Here is a 13,770-nt window from a genome sequence, read left to right on the forward strand (position 1 = left end):
TTCCATTGCCTGTCTTTTTTATGATTCTGTGCAACCTATTGCAGTGTGTATGCCAGCTAGTTGTTTTTTGCGATATTTGAATTTATCTCTTTAAAAAACAGGTGCTTAAAATGTGTTGTTTTAGATTGAAGAAGGGCGGGGATTTTTTATTGCACTTTTTTTGTGCGTAAAAAAACCTAACTGCACCATAAAGATACAGTTAGGGGAGTTTTAACCAAATATAGTTCTCATTAGGCTTATTGTTTCATTTACACCTCTACCTTTTTGCACTTCTGCAATTATAGAGTCTCTTTTACTACGAATATGTTCAGGAATATCGCTGTCAGCAAGTGCACGATCAACTAATACCTCAGCCGATTCCTTACCTCTACGGATTGATTTAGTTGTGCTAGATGTACTGCGCTTTGGCTTATTTAATAACTTTATATAGTTTGAGCTATCTGCTGTGCTTTTATCTGCATAATAAAAAAAACAAGGAATAAGCGCTTTAATTATAATTAGTTGATTATCAAGTTCACTGCCGGCTTTAGCCATTTTAAACCATGACATTGCATGAATACTTTGTACTACATCTTGCCAATAGCGTGCAAAGTCTCGATTATTTAATTTTGTTATGCCAAGTGCTGCACATAATGGATCTAATGTTTTATTACTTATCGGAGTAAATATATCAGGACGACGCATGGCGAGCAGGCGAGTAGCAGGTGCGAGTGTCGGTTTTTCGTCGCTATTATTAAATGCCGATAAATAAGCAACAACAAACTGTTCATAGTTATCTTGGCTGACGTCGCCTTCAAGAGGGATGTTAGCCAACGCATCGTCAAACAAAGCGGGTAAATCAGCAAGAATTTGATGAAAGCCTTTAGCGCTTTTAGTTGAAGAAAACCATTCAACATCAAAGTTGTAAGTACTTGGGTCAAGGTTAGCTGCATGTTTACCACTAAAAGCGAGTAAATCTTCTGGGATCATGCTTTTTAAAGCTTGTTCACGAATACTGTGCAAGTATGTTGTTAGACGAAGCTGTTCATCAAGTGCAATAAGTTCTTTATGTTGCTCAATAAAAACACTCACCACAGGCCATGGAGCTACACGTAATGTTTTTAGTTGTAAAAAGCTAATTGCTGAAATAAGCAAATCATGTAATTTTTTTAGCAATGGTAGTTGCTGTGTCTCTAGCAAGTCGTAATTAATACGATCTTTACTTGCACTTAATAGCTCATGACACCAACCTAAAAAATCTTCTGGGTGGTTTTCCACTTTCACAGCCATTAGGTTTAGGCTTAGCTCAGACGCTTGCTTTAAAATATTTTGATAGATTTGACTTTCTTGTTCGCCTAATGCCATTTTTGACGGTGAAATTAGCAGTTTTTTCATGCCTTGTAGAGTCTCCAGTTAGATATATTTTTTAGTTACTTTATTTTAGCGCAAACACGCCAATAGCGACAGGGGCGTGCATCATACCTAACAAATTATGTGATGCAATCATGATGCACTACAATAAGCAGCATAACTGTCGAGGTTTAATCATGCTCTTGCAGTGTAAACAAGCTTTCAACAGAAGTATTAAAGTGCCTCGCTATTTTAAGCGCAATAATTACCGACGGTGTAAACCTGGCCGTTTCCACAGTACTTATCGTTTTACGTGAAACGGCAATAAGATCTGCCAACTCTTGCTGCGAAAGGCTCGCTTCTTTACGGTATTTTGCAATTTGATTTTGCACGTTTGTTCCTAATCTTTGCTTTGCCAAATAATTGATGCGCCGTATATTAAACACATTACAGCAAGGTAAAACGAGGCCATCATGGTATGAGATACTTCTAAAGCCAAATCATCTGAGAATAAATACACGCCACCCATACTAAAAAGTAAGCCAAGGACTACATGTTTATAGGCAATGGTATCGATGGTGTTTAAGTACTCATCTTTGTAGGTAAGGTGGTATTTCATTTTCCATGTAAACCCGCCTCTGATCACAAACATAAAGAATGAACCTAAAAAAGCAGCCGTTCCTAAAAACAATAGTGGGGCTGATGTTTGAGCCAGCAGTGGGTAAACGCTAATGATTAATAAAGTGACCCCCATAAATAATGAAAACCATGCATTTTGGCCCATAAATTTTTCTTCACTTTGAATATCGTGCTTAGACATAATTCGTATCCTTTTAGAATTAACAGTATGTAACCTCTAGGTGTCAATGTAACCCTAGGGTATCATTGGGTCAATCTTTTTATGCAACCTAAAGGTATCAAAATGTTTCAGGAAGGATTCAGGATATAGCTTTAATATTCAATAAAGCGCTTTTTTATCATAACGACAATGATTTTAGGGCTAACACTCGTTATGATAAGAATATAATTTGCCCACTTGAAAGGACGATCATGAAAACCTTATTTAAAGTTTTTGGTGTGATATTGCTACTTTGTATTGCACTTATTGTAGCAGCCCCATTTTTAATCCCGACAGACACTCTTTTTAATAAAGTATCTGAGCAGGTTGAACAAACTACCGGACGCTCTCTTGTTATTAAAGGGGAAAAAGCACTCAGTGTTTTTCCATCATTAACATTAGAACTTAATGATGTGCATTTTGCTAACATGAATACCGGTTCGCGCGATGATATGGCGAGCATGAAACAGCTAGCAATACACATTCCTTGGTTATCATTATTTAGCGGTGAGTTTAAACTCGATAAGTTTGTAATCAACGAACCAGATATATTATTAGAGACAGATAAAACAGGAAAAGCTAACTGGCAGTTATTCGATTCTGTTACTGAACAACCACAAGCTACGTCAGATTCTAGTGGTTCAGTGAACTTACCAGATAGCTTTGATATTGAACTAGGTGAGGTGGCCATTTATGGAGGCACATTCACATATCTAGATGGACAAACAGGTGCTAAGCAGCAAATAAGTGATTTAGAGCTTGCTATATTACTTCCTTCCCTTCGCAAATCTCTAGAGGTAAAAGGGGGGATTACTTATATGCAAGAACGCTTTGAGCTTGATATTAAAGTAGATACACCAGCTAAAGCCATTGAAGGTAAAACGTTTAATGTGGTTCAAAAGCTTGATTCTCGTTTAATAGAGCTTACTTTTAACGGAAATATTGCACAACAAGGGCAAAATATTACTGGTGAGCTTGCTCTTAGCGGAGATTCAGTTAAAGAGTTAGCTTTATGGCAAGGCGTAGATCTTAATGCAAAAGACAATGCATTTAACGCATTTAGCATAAAAGGGAACATGCAACTTGCTGAAGAGCAATTTAACTTGCAAAAGCTAGTTGCCACTTTAGATGAATTAGAGATAAACGGAATAAGTAAAATAGATATAGGCAGTCGTTTGGCTGTTAATGCCGATATTGATTTAGGTATGTTAGATTTAAACCCATACCTTCCTGAAACGGTGGCTAAACAGCAAGAGCCAGAAAACTCACCAGAAAAAGCCGCTGAGCCTATTGTTTGGGACGATACTAAAATTGACTTATCAGCACTAAACGCACTGGATGCAAACATTGTTATCCGCTCTAGTGGGTTAAAAGCCAATGACATCACATTAGGTGCAAATCAATTTACAGTTAAGTTAGATAAAGGTATTGCTAATCTTAGCCTAGATAGCTTTTCAGCTTACGAAGGGTCAGGAACCGGGGTTATCTCTGTTAATGCACAGAATACGCCTTATAAAATAGCGACTCAGTTTGATTTAAGTAATATTAATGCTCAACCATTACTCACCGATGCAGCAGGTTTTGATAAATTACTAGGTAAAGGAGCTTTAAACTGGAACTTAACCACGTTTGGGCAAAGCCAAAAGTCATTTATTGATGCGCTTAATGGACAATTAGCATTTGAATTTGCAGATGGCGCTGTTAAAGGTGCTAACGTTGCAGAGATGGTCCGTAAAGGTAAAGAATTACTCACCGGCAATTTAGGTGCTGTAAGCGAAGGGCTTGATTCAAGCTTTGAAGAATCTGAACAAACTGATTTCTCGGCGCTTACAGGAAGTTTTAATTTTACTAACGGTGTGGGGCATAACAGTGATTTATCGTTAGTGAGCCCGCTAATAAGGATTTCAGGCGAAGGTGATGTAGACTTGCCAAAAACCAGTGTCGATTATCGTTTAGTCACGGGTATTGTTGATTCAATAGAAGGGCAAGGAACAACTGACAGTAGTACCGGATTTAAAATTCCTCTAAGAATCACGGGTGAGTTTCATGATGTAGGTATTTCACTTGATTTTGGCGAAGCTCTCGAAGAGGAAGCAAAACAAAAGCTAGATGAAGCAAAAGAAAAAGCGAAAGAGGAAGCAAAAGACAAAGTTAAAGATAAATTAAAAGGCTTATTTGGTTAATCATAAGCTTATTAATCTGAACAAAAAACATTCGGGGCATATTTGTGCCCTGAATGTTTTATAATCAGTTGTAATATAGTTAAATTTTGCAAAATGAAGAATAGCGCTAATCCTCCAAAACAAATTAATTAAAAAATAACCTACCACTAAACCATCAATGCTGGTACAATTGCCCGCCCTTAAGAGACATCTTGCATGTTTTTTGAGTGGGAAATAATCGAAGTGCCTTGATTTTAAACAAATTTAAGGCAAGTTGTAATTACTACACCGGAGGTCATTAACATGATCCAAATGCAAACTCAGCTGGAAGTTGCTGATAACAGCGGCGCTCGCAAAGTGCAGTGTATAAAAGTCCTAGGTGGTTCACACCGTCGCTACGCAGCGATTGGCGACATCATTAAAGTTTCTGTAAAAGAAGCTATTCCTCGCGGTAAAGTGAAGAAAGGTGATGTTAAAAACGCGGTAGTTGTGCGTACCAGAAAAGGCGTTCGTCGTCCGGACGGATCTTTGATCCGTTTCGATAGCAATGCGGCTGTTATCTTAAATGATAACTTGCAGCCTATTGGTACTCGTATTTTCGGTCCTGTGACTCGTGAACTTCGTAATGATAAGTTCATGAAAATCGTTTCACTAGCCCCAGAAGTACTGTAAGGAGTCAATCATGGCAGCAAAAATCCGTCGTGATGACGAAGTAATCGTTCTAGCAGGTAAAGATAAAGGTAAGCGCGGCAAAGTGCTTTCAGTTATCACCGAGTCTAGTCGAGTATTTGTCGAAGGCATTAACTTAATCAAGAAGCACCAAAAGCCGGTTCCACAAATGAACCAAGCTGGCGGTATTGTTGAGAAAGAAGCGTCTATCGACGTATCAAACGTTGCGATCTACAACTCGGAAACGGGTAAAGCAGATCGTGTAGGTTTCAAGATTGAAGATGGTAAGAAATTACGTATCTTTAAATCTACTGGTAAAACTATCTAATAGTTGGAGTAGAATGATGGCGAAACTGCATGAAGTATATAAAGACAAAGTAGTTGCTGAACTTCAAGAGAAGTTTGGTTTCAGCTCTGTCATGCAAGTCCCTCAGATCGAAAAGATCACATTAAATATGGGCGTGGGCGAAGCCCTAGCTGACAAGAAAATTTTAGACAATGCAGTAGCAGATCTAGAATCAATCTCTGGTCAGAAACCTTTAATCACTAAAGCACGCAAATCTGTTGCTGGCTTTAAAGTGCGTGAAGGCTACCCAATTGGTTGTAAAGTAACCTTACGCGGCGAGCGTATGTGGGACTTTTTTGAGCGTTTGGTTTCAATCGCTATCCCACGTATTCGTGACTTCCGTGGTGTGAGTGCTAAGTCTTTTGATGGACGTGGTAACTACAGCATGGGCGTACGTGAACAAATCATCTTCCCAGAAATCGATTTTGATAAAGTAGACCGTGTACGCGGTATGGATATCACAATCACAACTTCTGCGAAAACTGATGAGGAAGGCCGTGCGTTGTTAGAAGCGTTTAACTTCCCATTTAAGAAATAAGGGTAGGGTTATGGCAAAGAATTCTATGAAAGCGCGCGAAGCAAAGCGCACTAAATTAGTTGCTCAGTACGCTGAAAAGCGTGCAGCACTTAAAGCTATCATCAGTGATGTTAATACATCTGAAGATGATCGTTGGGACGCGGTACTTAAGCTTCAAGCTTTACCACGTGATTCTAGCCCTGCACGTCAACGTAATCGTTGTAACATTACGGGCCGCCCACATGGTTTCCTTCGCAAATTCGGCATGAGCCGTATTAAAGTTCGCGAAGCAGCTATGCGCGGTGAAATTCCTGGCCTTAAAAAGGCTAGCTGGTAATAGTATCACGGGAGTAAGACTATGAGCTTGCAAGATCCTATCGCGGATTTGTTTACACGTATCCGTAACGGTCAATCAGCGAAGAAAGTATCTGTAACGATGCCAACTTCAAAGCTGAAAGTAGCATTAGCTAAAGTATTAAAAGACGAAGGTTACATCACTGATTACTCAGTATCTGGTGACGTTAAACCTGAGTTAGCTATCGAATTGAAATATTTTGATGGCAAAGCTGTAATTGAAAATATCCAGCGTGTTAGCCGCCCTGGTCTACGTATCTATAAGAGACGTGACGAATTACCTAAGGTAATGGGTGGTCTTGGTATCGCTATCGTATCAACTTCTAAAGGCCTAATGACAGACCGCGCAGCACGTAGTGCTGGTGTTGGTGGTGAAATCATTGGTTTTGTAGCTTAATCGGAGGGGAACTATGTCTCGCATAGCAAAGGCACCAATTAATGTTCCTGCCGGTGTAGAAGTTACATTAAAAGGCCAGGACATCACAGTTAAAGGCAAAAACGGTGAATTAACGCGTACTATCAACAATGCTGTTGAAGTACAACTTAACGACAACGTTATTACAACTTTACCTCGTGAAGGCGTAGCTAATGCATGGGCTCAAGCAGGTACTGCTCGCGCTCTTATCAACAACATGGTTGTTGGTACGCATGAAGGTTACGAGAAGAAACTTCAGTTAGTTGGTGTTGGTTACCGTGCAGCTGCAAAGGGTAAAGTTTTAGACTTAACTCTTGGCTTCTCACACCCAGTTAATTTCGCAGTTCCTGAAGGAATTACGATTGAAACTCCAAGCCAAACAGAAGTTCTAGTTAAGGGCGTAGATAAGCAGTTAGTTGGTCAAACAGCTGCTAACATTCGTGCATACCGTAAACCTGAGCCTTATAAAGGTAAAGGTGTTCGTTATTCAGATGAGAATGTACGCCGTAAAGAGGCTAAGAAGAAGTAAGGTAAGACGATGGATAAAAAAACAGCTCGTCTACGTCGTGCTAAACGCACACGTAGAAATTACATTGAACAAGGCACAACGCGTCTTGTTATCCACCGCACGCCACGTCACATATACGCTCAAGTTGTAAATGCTGAGGGTAATGTACTGGCTGCTGCTTCTACTGTTGAGAAAGCAATTAGCGAAACAGTTAAAGGCACAGGCAACGTTGCAGCTGCACAAGCAGTTGGTAAAGCGGTTGCAGAACGTGCGGCTGACAAAGGCATCGAAAAGATTGCTTTTGATCGCAGTGGCTTTAAATATCACGGCCGTGTGAAGGCGCTAGCTGATGCTGCGCGTGAAGCCGGTTTGCAATTCTAGGAGTAGACAATGGCTAACGTAGAAGCAAAGCAACAACAGCCTGATTTAGCTGAAAAGCTAATCGCGGTGAACCGTGTGTCTAAAGTAGTTAAAGGTGGTCGTATCTTTAGCTTTACAGCACTAACAGTAGTTGGTGATGGCGCAGGTAAAGTAGGTTTTGGTTATGGTAAAGCACGTGAAGTTCCAGCTGCTATTCAAAAAGCAATGGAAAAAGCACGTCGTAACATGATTAACGTAGACCTAAATGGCAACACATTACAGCATCCTGTTAAAGGACGTCATGCTGGCTCACAAGTGTTTATGAAACCAGCCTCTGAAGGTACTGGTATCATCGCAGGTGGTGCTATGCGTGCAGTATTAGAAGTTACTGGTGTGCAAAACGTATTATCTAAATGTTACGGTTCTACTAACCCGATCAACGTAGTACGTGCAACGATTAAAGCTCTTGAGAACATGAACTCTCCTGAGTCAATCGCTGCAAAACGTGGTCTTCGTGTAGACGAGATACTGGGGTAAACCATGGCAAAGCAAACTGTAAAAGTAACACAAGTAAAAAGCTCTATCGGTCGTTTACCGAAACATAAAGCTACATTACGCGGTCTTGGTTTACGTCGTATCAACCACACTGTTGAGTTAGAAGACACAGCATGTGTACGTGGTATGATCAACCAGGTTTCTTACATGGTTAAGGTAGAGGGTTAATTTCATGCATTTGAATACACTTTCACCTGCTGCAGGTTCAAAAACTGCTCCAAAACGTGTTGGTCGTGGTATCGGTTCTGGTCTTGGTAAGACTGGTGGCCGTGGTCACAAAGGTCAAAAATCACGTTCTGGCGGTAAAGTACGCGTTGGTTTCGAAGGCGGTCAAATGCCTATGCAACGTCGTCTACCTAAGTTCGGTTTCACTTCTCGCAAATCTTTAGTATCTGCAGAAATAAACCTATACGAAATCGCTAAAGTTGAAGGCGATGTGGTAGACCTAAATGCGTTACAAGCAGCTGGTCTAGTTAAAAAGAACGTTCAGTTCGTTAAAGTTGTTAAATCTGGCGAAGTTTCACGCGCAGTAACCGTTAAAGGCTTAAAAGCTTCTAAAGGTGCTCGCGAAGCTATCGAAGCTGCCGGAGGCAAGGTAGAAGACTAAGGAAGTACTAATGGCTAAACCAGGTCAAGATACACAAAGTGCACAAAGTGGACTTTCGGAATTGAAGCGCCGATTACTATTCGTTTTAGGTGCTATCATTATTTACCGTCTAGGTTCATTTGTGCCGATCCCTGGGATTGACGCCGCTGTACTTGCCGATTTCTTCGAGCAACAAAAGGGCACCATTGTTGAAATGTTCAACATGTTTAGCGGTGGTGCGCTTGAGCGAGCTTCAGTGTTAGCACTGGGTATTATGCCGTATATTTCGGCTTCGATTATTACGCAACTATTAACGCATATGTATCCGCCGTTTATAGAGCTTAAGAAAGAAGGCGAACAAGGGCGTAAGAAAATTAGCCAGTACACACGCTATGGCACGCTTGTGCTTGCTACTATCCAATCAATCGGTATTGCTACAAGCTTACCGGGCATGATGAACGGGTTAGTTGTTAACCCAGGTTTTGGTTTCTATTTCACTGCAGTAGTGAGTTTAGTAACCGGTACTATGTTCCTTATGTGGTTGGGCGAACAAATTACAGAACGCGGTATCGGTAACGGTATTTCAGTCCTTATATTTGTGGGTATAGTAGCAAACTTGCCGTCTGCTATTGGTTCGACAGCCGAAATGGCGCGCCAAGGTGATTTGAATGTTTTTGTACTGTTGATGGTTGCGGTTATCGTATTCGCTGTTACTTATCTTGTAGTGTTTTTTGAACGTGGGCAACGACGTATTGTTGTTAACTACGCTAAACGCCAACAAGGTCGCCAAGTATTTGCTGCTCAAAGCACGCATTTACCGCTAAAAGTAAATATGGCGGGTGTTATTCCACCAATCTTTGCTAGCAGTATAATTCTGTTCCCTGGTACAATTGCAAGCTGGTTCGGCCAAGGTGAAGGTCCTGTCGCTGATGTGCTACAAGCTATTGCAACGACGTTGACCCCAGGTCAGCCGTTATATGCAATGGTATTAGCTGCGGCTATTATCTTCTTCTGCTTTTTCTATACAGCGTTGGTATTTAACCCACGTGAAACTGCAGATAACCTTAAGAAATCTGGCGCATTTATCCCAGGTATTCGACCAGGTGAGCAGACATCTAAATACATTGATAAAGTGATGACACGCCTGACATTGGCAGGTGCTTTGTATATAACCTTTATCTGTCTGGTGCCCGAATTCATGACGATGGCATGGCAAACGCCATTCTACTTCGGCGGTACATCAATATTGATTATCGTTGTTGTCATCATGGACTTTATGGCACAAGTACAGACTCACCTGATGTCTCATCAGTATGATTCTGTGCTGAAAAAAGCGAACCTTAAAGGCTACGGTCGATAAGGTCAGTTTACGGAGTTGAGCAATGAAAGTACGTGCTTCCGTTAAGAAAATATGCCGTAACTGTAAAGTTATTAAACGTGCTGGTGTAGTACGCGTAATTTGCAGTGAGCCTAAGCATAAGCAAAGGCAAGGCTAAGTAAACAGTCGTGCAGGCTGAGGTATCTCGGCCTGTGTTTTTAATTGTGATTTGATTTTCGTTTGAGTATCCTTACGGGCTTTTCAAACTATTGATTATCAAATTCAAATATAGGAGATGTGTTAGTGGCCCGTATCGCTGGCATTAACGTCCCTGATCATAAACATGCAGTTATTGGTTTAACCGCTATTTATGGCATAGGTAAGACTCGCTCTAAGGAAATCTTAGCAGCGACTGGTATCGCCGAGACCACAAAAATCGGTGAACTTTCTGACGAAACACTTGATGTATTGCGTGATGCAGTAGGCAAGTACACTGTAGAAGGTGATCTTCGTCGTGAAGTTACTCTAAATATCAAGCGCCTTATGGACCTTGGTTGTTTCCGTGGCCTACGTCACCGTCGCTCTTTACCACTACGTGGTCAAAGAACTAAGACTAACGCGCGTACCCGTAAGGGTCCTCGTAAGCCTATTAAGCGATAAGGGGATAGTATTATGGCTAAAACACCAATTCGTCGTAAAAAGGTTAAAAAGCAAGTTGCTGATGGTATGGCTCATGTTCATGCATCTTTCAACAACACTATTGTAACCATTACCGACCGTCAAGGTAATGCACTATCATGGGCTACTGCCGGTGGTTCAGGTTTCCGTGGTTCACGTAAATCTACACCATTTGCTGCTCAGGTTGCTGCAGAGCGTGCAGGTACTGCTGCTCAAGAATACGGTTTAAAAAATCTAGAAGTTTTCATTAAAGGTCCAGGTCCAGGTCGTGAATCTGCTGTACGTGCTTTGAATGCTGCTGGTTACCGTATCACCAACATTACTGACGTGACGCCAATACCACATAATGGTTGTCGTCCACCGAAGAAACGTCGCGTTTAACAATAGGTTAGGAGAAATAACATGGCAAGATATTTGGGCCCTAAGCTCAAGCTGAGTCGTCGTGAAGGTACTGACCTGTTCCTTAAGAGCGGCGTAAGAGCTATCGACTCTAAGTGTAAACTTGAGACTGCACCTGGTCAGCACGGCGCTCGTAAAGGTCGCTTATCTGATTACGGTTTACAATTACGTGAAAAGCAAAAAGTACGTCGTATCTACGGTGTATTAGAAAAGCAATTCCGTAACTACTACAAAGAAGCTGCTCGCCTAAAAGGCAACACAGGTGAAAACTTGTTACAGCTTTTAGAGCAACGTTTAGACAATGTTGTATATCGCATGGGTTTTGCTAGCACTCGCTCTGAAGCGCGTCAGTTAGTAAGTCACAAAGCGATTTTAGTTAATGGTCGTGTTGTGAACATTCCTTCATACGTAATTACACCAGAAGATACTGTTGTAATCCGTGAGAAGTCAAAAACACAAGCACGTATCATCGCTGCTCTAGAGTTGGCTGAGCAACGTGAAAAGCCGACTTGGGTTGAAGTTGACGGTAAGAAAATGGAAGGCAGCTTTAAGCGTCTACCTGAGCGTTCTGATTTGTCTGCGGACATTAACGAACAACTAATCGTCGAACTTTACTCTAAGTAAAGTTAAGAGTTAAGAGAGGATAAAATGCAGGGTTCTGTTACAGAATTTCTAAAACCAAGGTTAGTCGATATCGACGCTATCAACCCAACGCGTTCTAAAGTAGTTTTAGAACCACTAGAGCGAGGCTTCGGTCATACTCTGGGTAATGCCTTACGCCGTATACTGTTATCATCTATGCCTGGATGTGCAGTAACTGAAGTTGAAATCGACGGTGTATTGCACGAGTACAGCGCGAAAGAAGGCGTACAAGAAGACATCATTGAAATACTATTAAACCTTAAAGGTTTAGCAGTAACGTTAGAAGGCAAAGATGAAGTTTTTCTGACCCTGACTAAATCTGGTGTAGGCCCTGTGACTGCGGCAGATATTCAGCACGATGGCGATGTAACAATTGCTAATCCAGATCACGTTATTTGTAATTTAACTACAAATAACAGCGAGATCAGCATGCGTATTCGTGTTGAACGCGGTCGTGGTTATGTGCCGGCATCTAGTCGTTTATCCTCTGATGACGATGAGCGTCCAATTGGTAGATTGTTGCTTGATGCATCATTCAGTCCAGTTGAACGTATTGCGTACTCGGTTGAATCAGCCCGTGTTGAGCAACGTACAGACTTAGACAAGTTAATCATTGATATGGAAACAAACGGTACATTAGATCCTGAAGAAGCGATCCGCCGTGCGTCTACTATCTTAGCTGAGCAATTAGATGCATTCGTAGATTTACGTGATGTAACTGAGCCAGAAGAGAAAGAAGAGAAGCCAGAATTCGATCCTATTCTACTTCGTCCAGTTGATGATCTTGAATTAACAGTACGTTCAGCAAACTGTTTGAAAGCCGAGCAAATTCAATATATCGGTGATTTAGTACAGCGTACTGAAGTTGAGCTTCTTAAAACACCTAATTTAGGTAAGAAGTCTCTAACAGAAATCAAAGACGTGCTAGCTTCACGTGGTCTTTCTCTAGGTATGCGCCTAGAAAATTGGCCACCTGCAAGTCTAGCTGAATAATCTAAATCACTATATTAGTTTAGTTAGAAGGATAGGGTCATGCGCCATCGTAAGAGTGGTCGTCAATTAAACCGTAACAGTAGCCATCGTAAAGCGATGTTCAGCAATATGGCAAGTTCATTGGTGAAACATGAAATCATCAAAACTACTTTGCCAAAAGCGAAAGAGTTACGTCGTGTAATTGAACCTTTAATCACACTGGCTAAGACTGACAGTGTAGCAAATCGCCGTTTAGCGTTTGCTCGCACGCGTGATAATGAAGTAGTTGGTAAATTGTTCAGCGAAATCGGTCCTCGTAATACAGACCGTCCAGGTGGTTACACTCGTATTCTTAAGTGTGGCTTCCGTGCTGGTGATAATGCACCAATGGCTTATATTGAACTTGTTGGTCGCCCAGCGGCGAGCGAAGAAGTTCAAGAAGACGCGCAGTCTGCAGAGTAAGTCTTAAAGAGACACCAAAAAGCCGAGCTTATGCTCGGCTTTTTAATATCTAAAATTTGAGATCCCTTCAAATAACTAACTTATTGCTCCCTATACCTATACCTATTACCTTCATTTAGCTAAATCGACTTAATTAAACCAATTTAGGTATAAAGTGTGTATTCTCACAAAGGCTAATCATGCTGTATGTTGTAAAGGTTCTATTATATTTGGACAAGTGATCCCCAAATTGGACAACCAAGTAAATGTATTTAACTTTAACTAGCTTATATAGCGGGTTAATAACTACTTTTAGTCGGGTTTTTAAACGTTTAGCTCAAATATTCTGCGAACAGTCATTTATTTCACATTTTCTGCAAAAAAGGGTTGATCTGTTTTCGGATCTCCCTATAATGCGACCCCACTGAGACGGCAGAGCGCAACGCATAGCGAGGCATGAGCTACTTAGTGAGTTAAGTAAAACTTAGTTTTGAAAAATTTAACTTTTATCAAAATTAAGTATTGACAAAAAAATAGGAAAGCGTAACATGCGCAGCCCTAGCGAGATAAAGTTTAACTTTAATCGCAACGTTCTTTAACAATATAAAGCAATCATCTGTGTGGGCACTCGTACAGATTGAGTTCTAACAGCCGAGCTACTTAGGTAGTGAGGCAAAAAAT

The 13,770-nt window shown here is 41.0% G+C and carries 21 protein-coding genes; 18 read left to right on the top strand and 3 right to left on the bottom strand.

The features are described from left to right. Positions 1–210: 210 nt before the first annotated feature. The 3 genes from J8L70_RS14000 to J8L70_RS14010 all read right to left on the bottom strand — a co-directional run bounded on the left by J8L70_RS14000 (position 211) and on the right by J8L70_RS14010 (position 2,149). Positions 211–1,374, bottom strand: coding sequence for a hypothetical protein (locus J8L70_RS14000; protein WP_211056221.1), 1,164 nt, complete (start codon positions 1,372–1,374; stop codon positions 211–213). A gap of 146 nt (positions 1,375–1,520) precedes the next feature. Beyond that, entirely contained in the window at positions 1,521–1,721 is a 201-nt protein-coding gene (locus tag J8L70_RS14005) for a helix-turn-helix transcriptional regulator (protein ID WP_211056222.1), read from the bottom strand. A gap of 8 nt (positions 1,722–1,729) precedes the next feature. Beyond that, positions 1,730–2,149 carry a hypothetical protein gene (locus J8L70_RS14010; RefSeq protein ID WP_211056223.1) on the bottom strand — a complete coding sequence of 140 codons (420 nt, stop codon included), beginning with the start codon at positions 2,147–2,149 and terminating at the stop codon, positions 1,730–1,732. A gap of 230 nt (positions 2,150–2,379) precedes the next feature. On the opposite strand from J8L70_RS14010, the gene J8L70_RS14015 reads away from it, so the two are divergent. The 18 genes from J8L70_RS14015 (at position 2,380) to rplQ (ending at position 13,110) form a co-directional block, all read left to right on the top strand. Continuing rightward, positions 2,380–4,350 (top strand): AsmA family protein, encoded by a 1,971-nt coding sequence (locus J8L70_RS14015; protein WP_211056224.1) that lies wholly within the window; start codon positions 2,380–2,382, stop codon positions 4,348–4,350. 282 nt (positions 4,351–4,632) lie between these two features. Continuing rightward, a complete protein-coding gene (gene rplN / locus J8L70_RS14020; protein WP_002959498.1) occupies positions 4,633–5,001 on the top strand; it encodes a 50S ribosomal protein L14 in 369 nt (122 codons plus the stop codon). Between the two features lie 10 nt (positions 5,002–5,011). Beyond that, positions 5,012–5,326: a 50S ribosomal protein L24 gene (gene rplX / locus J8L70_RS14025; protein ID WP_211056225.1), complete on the top strand. Its 315-nt coding sequence runs from the start codon at positions 5,012–5,014 to the stop codon at positions 5,324–5,326. Between the two features lie 16 nt (positions 5,327–5,342). Further along, positions 5,343–5,882 carry a 50S ribosomal protein L5 gene (gene rplE, locus J8L70_RS14030; protein WP_211056238.1) on the top strand — a complete coding sequence of 180 codons (540 nt, stop codon included), beginning with the start codon at positions 5,343–5,345 and terminating at the stop codon, positions 5,880–5,882. Between the two features lie 10 nt (positions 5,883–5,892). Next, entirely contained in the window at positions 5,893–6,198 is a 306-nt protein-coding gene (gene rpsN, locus J8L70_RS14035) for a 30S ribosomal protein S14 (RefSeq protein WP_006794245.1), read from the top strand. 21 nt (positions 6,199–6,219) lie between these two features. Then, positions 6,220–6,612: a 30S ribosomal protein S8 gene (rpsH, locus tag J8L70_RS14040; protein ID WP_211056226.1), complete on the top strand. Its 393-nt coding sequence runs from the start codon at positions 6,220–6,222 to the stop codon at positions 6,610–6,612. A 13-nt stretch (positions 6,613–6,625) separates the two neighbouring features. Next, the gene (gene rplF, locus J8L70_RS14045) at positions 6,626–7,159 is read left to right on the top strand and encodes a 50S ribosomal protein L6 (RefSeq protein WP_211056227.1); all 534 of its coding nucleotides are present in this window, start codon (positions 6,626–6,628) and stop codon (positions 7,157–7,159) included. A 9-nt stretch (positions 7,160–7,168) separates the two neighbouring features. Beyond that, positions 7,169–7,519: a 50S ribosomal protein L18 gene (gene rplR, locus J8L70_RS14050; RefSeq protein ID WP_008115388.1), complete on the top strand. Its 351-nt coding sequence runs from the start codon at positions 7,169–7,171 to the stop codon at positions 7,517–7,519. 9 nt (positions 7,520–7,528) lie between these two features. Then, entirely contained in the window at positions 7,529–8,035 is a 507-nt protein-coding gene (gene rpsE / locus J8L70_RS14055; RefSeq protein ID WP_211056228.1) for a 30S ribosomal protein S5, read from the top strand. 3 nt (positions 8,036–8,038) lie between these two features. Then, on the top strand, positions 8,039–8,221 hold the full coding sequence (gene rpmD, locus J8L70_RS14060; protein ID WP_211056229.1) for a 50S ribosomal protein L30: 183 nt from the start codon (positions 8,039–8,041) through the stop codon (positions 8,219–8,221). 4 nt (positions 8,222–8,225) lie between these two features. Beyond that, positions 8,226–8,660: a 50S ribosomal protein L15 gene (gene rplO / locus J8L70_RS14065; protein ID WP_211056230.1), complete on the top strand. Its 435-nt coding sequence runs from the start codon at positions 8,226–8,228 to the stop codon at positions 8,658–8,660. 10 nt (positions 8,661–8,670) lie between these two features. Continuing rightward, positions 8,671–9,999, top strand: a complete 1,329-nt coding sequence (gene secY, locus J8L70_RS14070; protein WP_211056231.1) for a preprotein translocase subunit SecY — start codon at positions 8,671–8,673, stop codon at positions 9,997–9,999. A gap of 22 nt (positions 10,000–10,021) precedes the next feature. Next, on the top strand, positions 10,022–10,135 hold the full coding sequence (gene rpmJ / locus J8L70_RS14075; protein ID WP_002959476.1) for a 50S ribosomal protein L36: 114 nt from the start codon (positions 10,022–10,024) through the stop codon (positions 10,133–10,135). Positions 10,136–10,260: 125 nt separating this feature from the next. Next, positions 10,261–10,617 carry a 30S ribosomal protein S13 gene (rpsM, locus tag J8L70_RS14080; protein ID WP_211056232.1) on the top strand — a complete coding sequence of 119 codons (357 nt, stop codon included), beginning with the start codon at positions 10,261–10,263 and terminating at the stop codon, positions 10,615–10,617. Positions 10,618–10,629: 12 nt separating this feature from the next. Then, a complete protein-coding gene (gene rpsK, locus J8L70_RS14085) occupies positions 10,630–11,016 on the top strand; it encodes a 30S ribosomal protein S11 (protein WP_002959471.1) in 387 nt (128 codons plus the stop codon). Between the two features lie 21 nt (positions 11,017–11,037). Next, a complete protein-coding gene (gene rpsD / locus J8L70_RS14090; RefSeq protein ID WP_211056233.1) occupies positions 11,038–11,658 on the top strand; it encodes a 30S ribosomal protein S4 in 621 nt (206 codons plus the stop codon). A 24-nt stretch (positions 11,659–11,682) separates the two neighbouring features. Then, positions 11,683–12,669: a DNA-directed RNA polymerase subunit alpha gene (gene rpoA, locus J8L70_RS14095; RefSeq protein WP_008115371.1), complete on the top strand. Its 987-nt coding sequence runs from the start codon at positions 11,683–11,685 to the stop codon at positions 12,667–12,669. Positions 12,670–12,708: 39 nt separating this feature from the next. Next, entirely contained in the window at positions 12,709–13,110 is a 402-nt protein-coding gene (gene rplQ, locus J8L70_RS14100) for a 50S ribosomal protein L17 (protein ID WP_211056234.1), read from the top strand. Positions 13,111–13,770: the final 660 nt, after the last annotated feature.

It is taken from the genome of Pseudoalteromonas sp. MMG010, assembly GCF_018100905.1.
GTDB lineage: Bacteria > Pseudomonadota > Gammaproteobacteria > Enterobacterales > Alteromonadaceae > Pseudoalteromonas.

Excerpts from the sequence above, each read along its gene's own strand:
- rpmD (WP_211056229.1), top strand. The coding sequence starts at position 8,039 with ATGGCAAAGCAAACTGTAAAAGTAACACAAGTAAAAAGCTCTATCGGT.
- rplF (WP_211056227.1), top strand. The coding sequence starts at position 6,626 with ATGTCTCGCATAGCAAAGGCACCAATTAATGTTCCTGCCGGTGTAGAA.
- rplN (WP_002959498.1), top strand. The coding sequence starts at position 4,633 with ATGATCCAAATGCAAACTCAGCTGGAAGTTGCTGATAACAGCGGCGCT.
- secY (WP_211056231.1), top strand. The coding sequence starts at position 8,671 with ATGGCTAAACCAGGTCAAGATACACAAAGTGCACAAAGTGGACTTTCG.
- J8L70_RS14000 (WP_211056221.1), bottom strand. The coding sequence starts at position 1,374 with ATGAAAAAACTGCTAATTTCACCGTCAAAAATGGCATTAGGCGAACAA.
- J8L70_RS14010 (WP_211056223.1), bottom strand. The coding sequence starts at position 2,149 with ATGTCTAAGCACGATATTCAAAGTGAAGAAAAATTTATGGGCCAAAAT.
- rplX (WP_211056225.1), top strand. The coding sequence starts at position 5,012 with ATGGCAGCAAAAATCCGTCGTGATGACGAAGTAATCGTTCTAGCAGGT.
- J8L70_RS14015 (WP_211056224.1), top strand. The coding sequence starts at position 2,380 with ATGAAAACCTTATTTAAAGTTTTTGGTGTGATATTGCTACTTTGTATT.
- rpoA (WP_008115371.1), top strand. The coding sequence starts at position 11,683 with ATGCAGGGTTCTGTTACAGAATTTCTAAAACCAAGGTTAGTCGATATC.
- rpsK (WP_002959471.1), top strand. The coding sequence starts at position 10,630 with ATGGCTAAAACACCAATTCGTCGTAAAAAGGTTAAAAAGCAAGTTGCT.
- rpsE (WP_211056228.1), top strand. The coding sequence starts at position 7,529 with ATGGCTAACGTAGAAGCAAAGCAACAACAGCCTGATTTAGCTGAAAAG.
- rpsN (WP_006794245.1), top strand. The coding sequence starts at position 5,893 with ATGGCAAAGAATTCTATGAAAGCGCGCGAAGCAAAGCGCACTAAATTA.
- rplR (WP_008115388.1), top strand. The coding sequence starts at position 7,169 with ATGGATAAAAAAACAGCTCGTCTACGTCGTGCTAAACGCACACGTAGA.
- rpsD (WP_211056233.1), top strand. The coding sequence starts at position 11,038 with ATGGCAAGATATTTGGGCCCTAAGCTCAAGCTGAGTCGTCGTGAAGGT.
- rpsH (WP_211056226.1), top strand. The coding sequence starts at position 6,220 with ATGAGCTTGCAAGATCCTATCGCGGATTTGTTTACACGTATCCGTAAC.
- rpmJ (WP_002959476.1), top strand. The coding sequence starts at position 10,022 with ATGAAAGTACGTGCTTCCGTTAAGAAAATATGCCGTAACTGTAAAGTT.
- rplO (WP_211056230.1), top strand. The coding sequence starts at position 8,226 with ATGCATTTGAATACACTTTCACCTGCTGCAGGTTCAAAAACTGCTCCA.
- rplQ (WP_211056234.1), top strand. The coding sequence starts at position 12,709 with ATGCGCCATCGTAAGAGTGGTCGTCAATTAAACCGTAACAGTAGCCAT.
- rplE (WP_211056238.1), top strand. The coding sequence starts at position 5,343 with ATGGCGAAACTGCATGAAGTATATAAAGACAAAGTAGTTGCTGAACTT.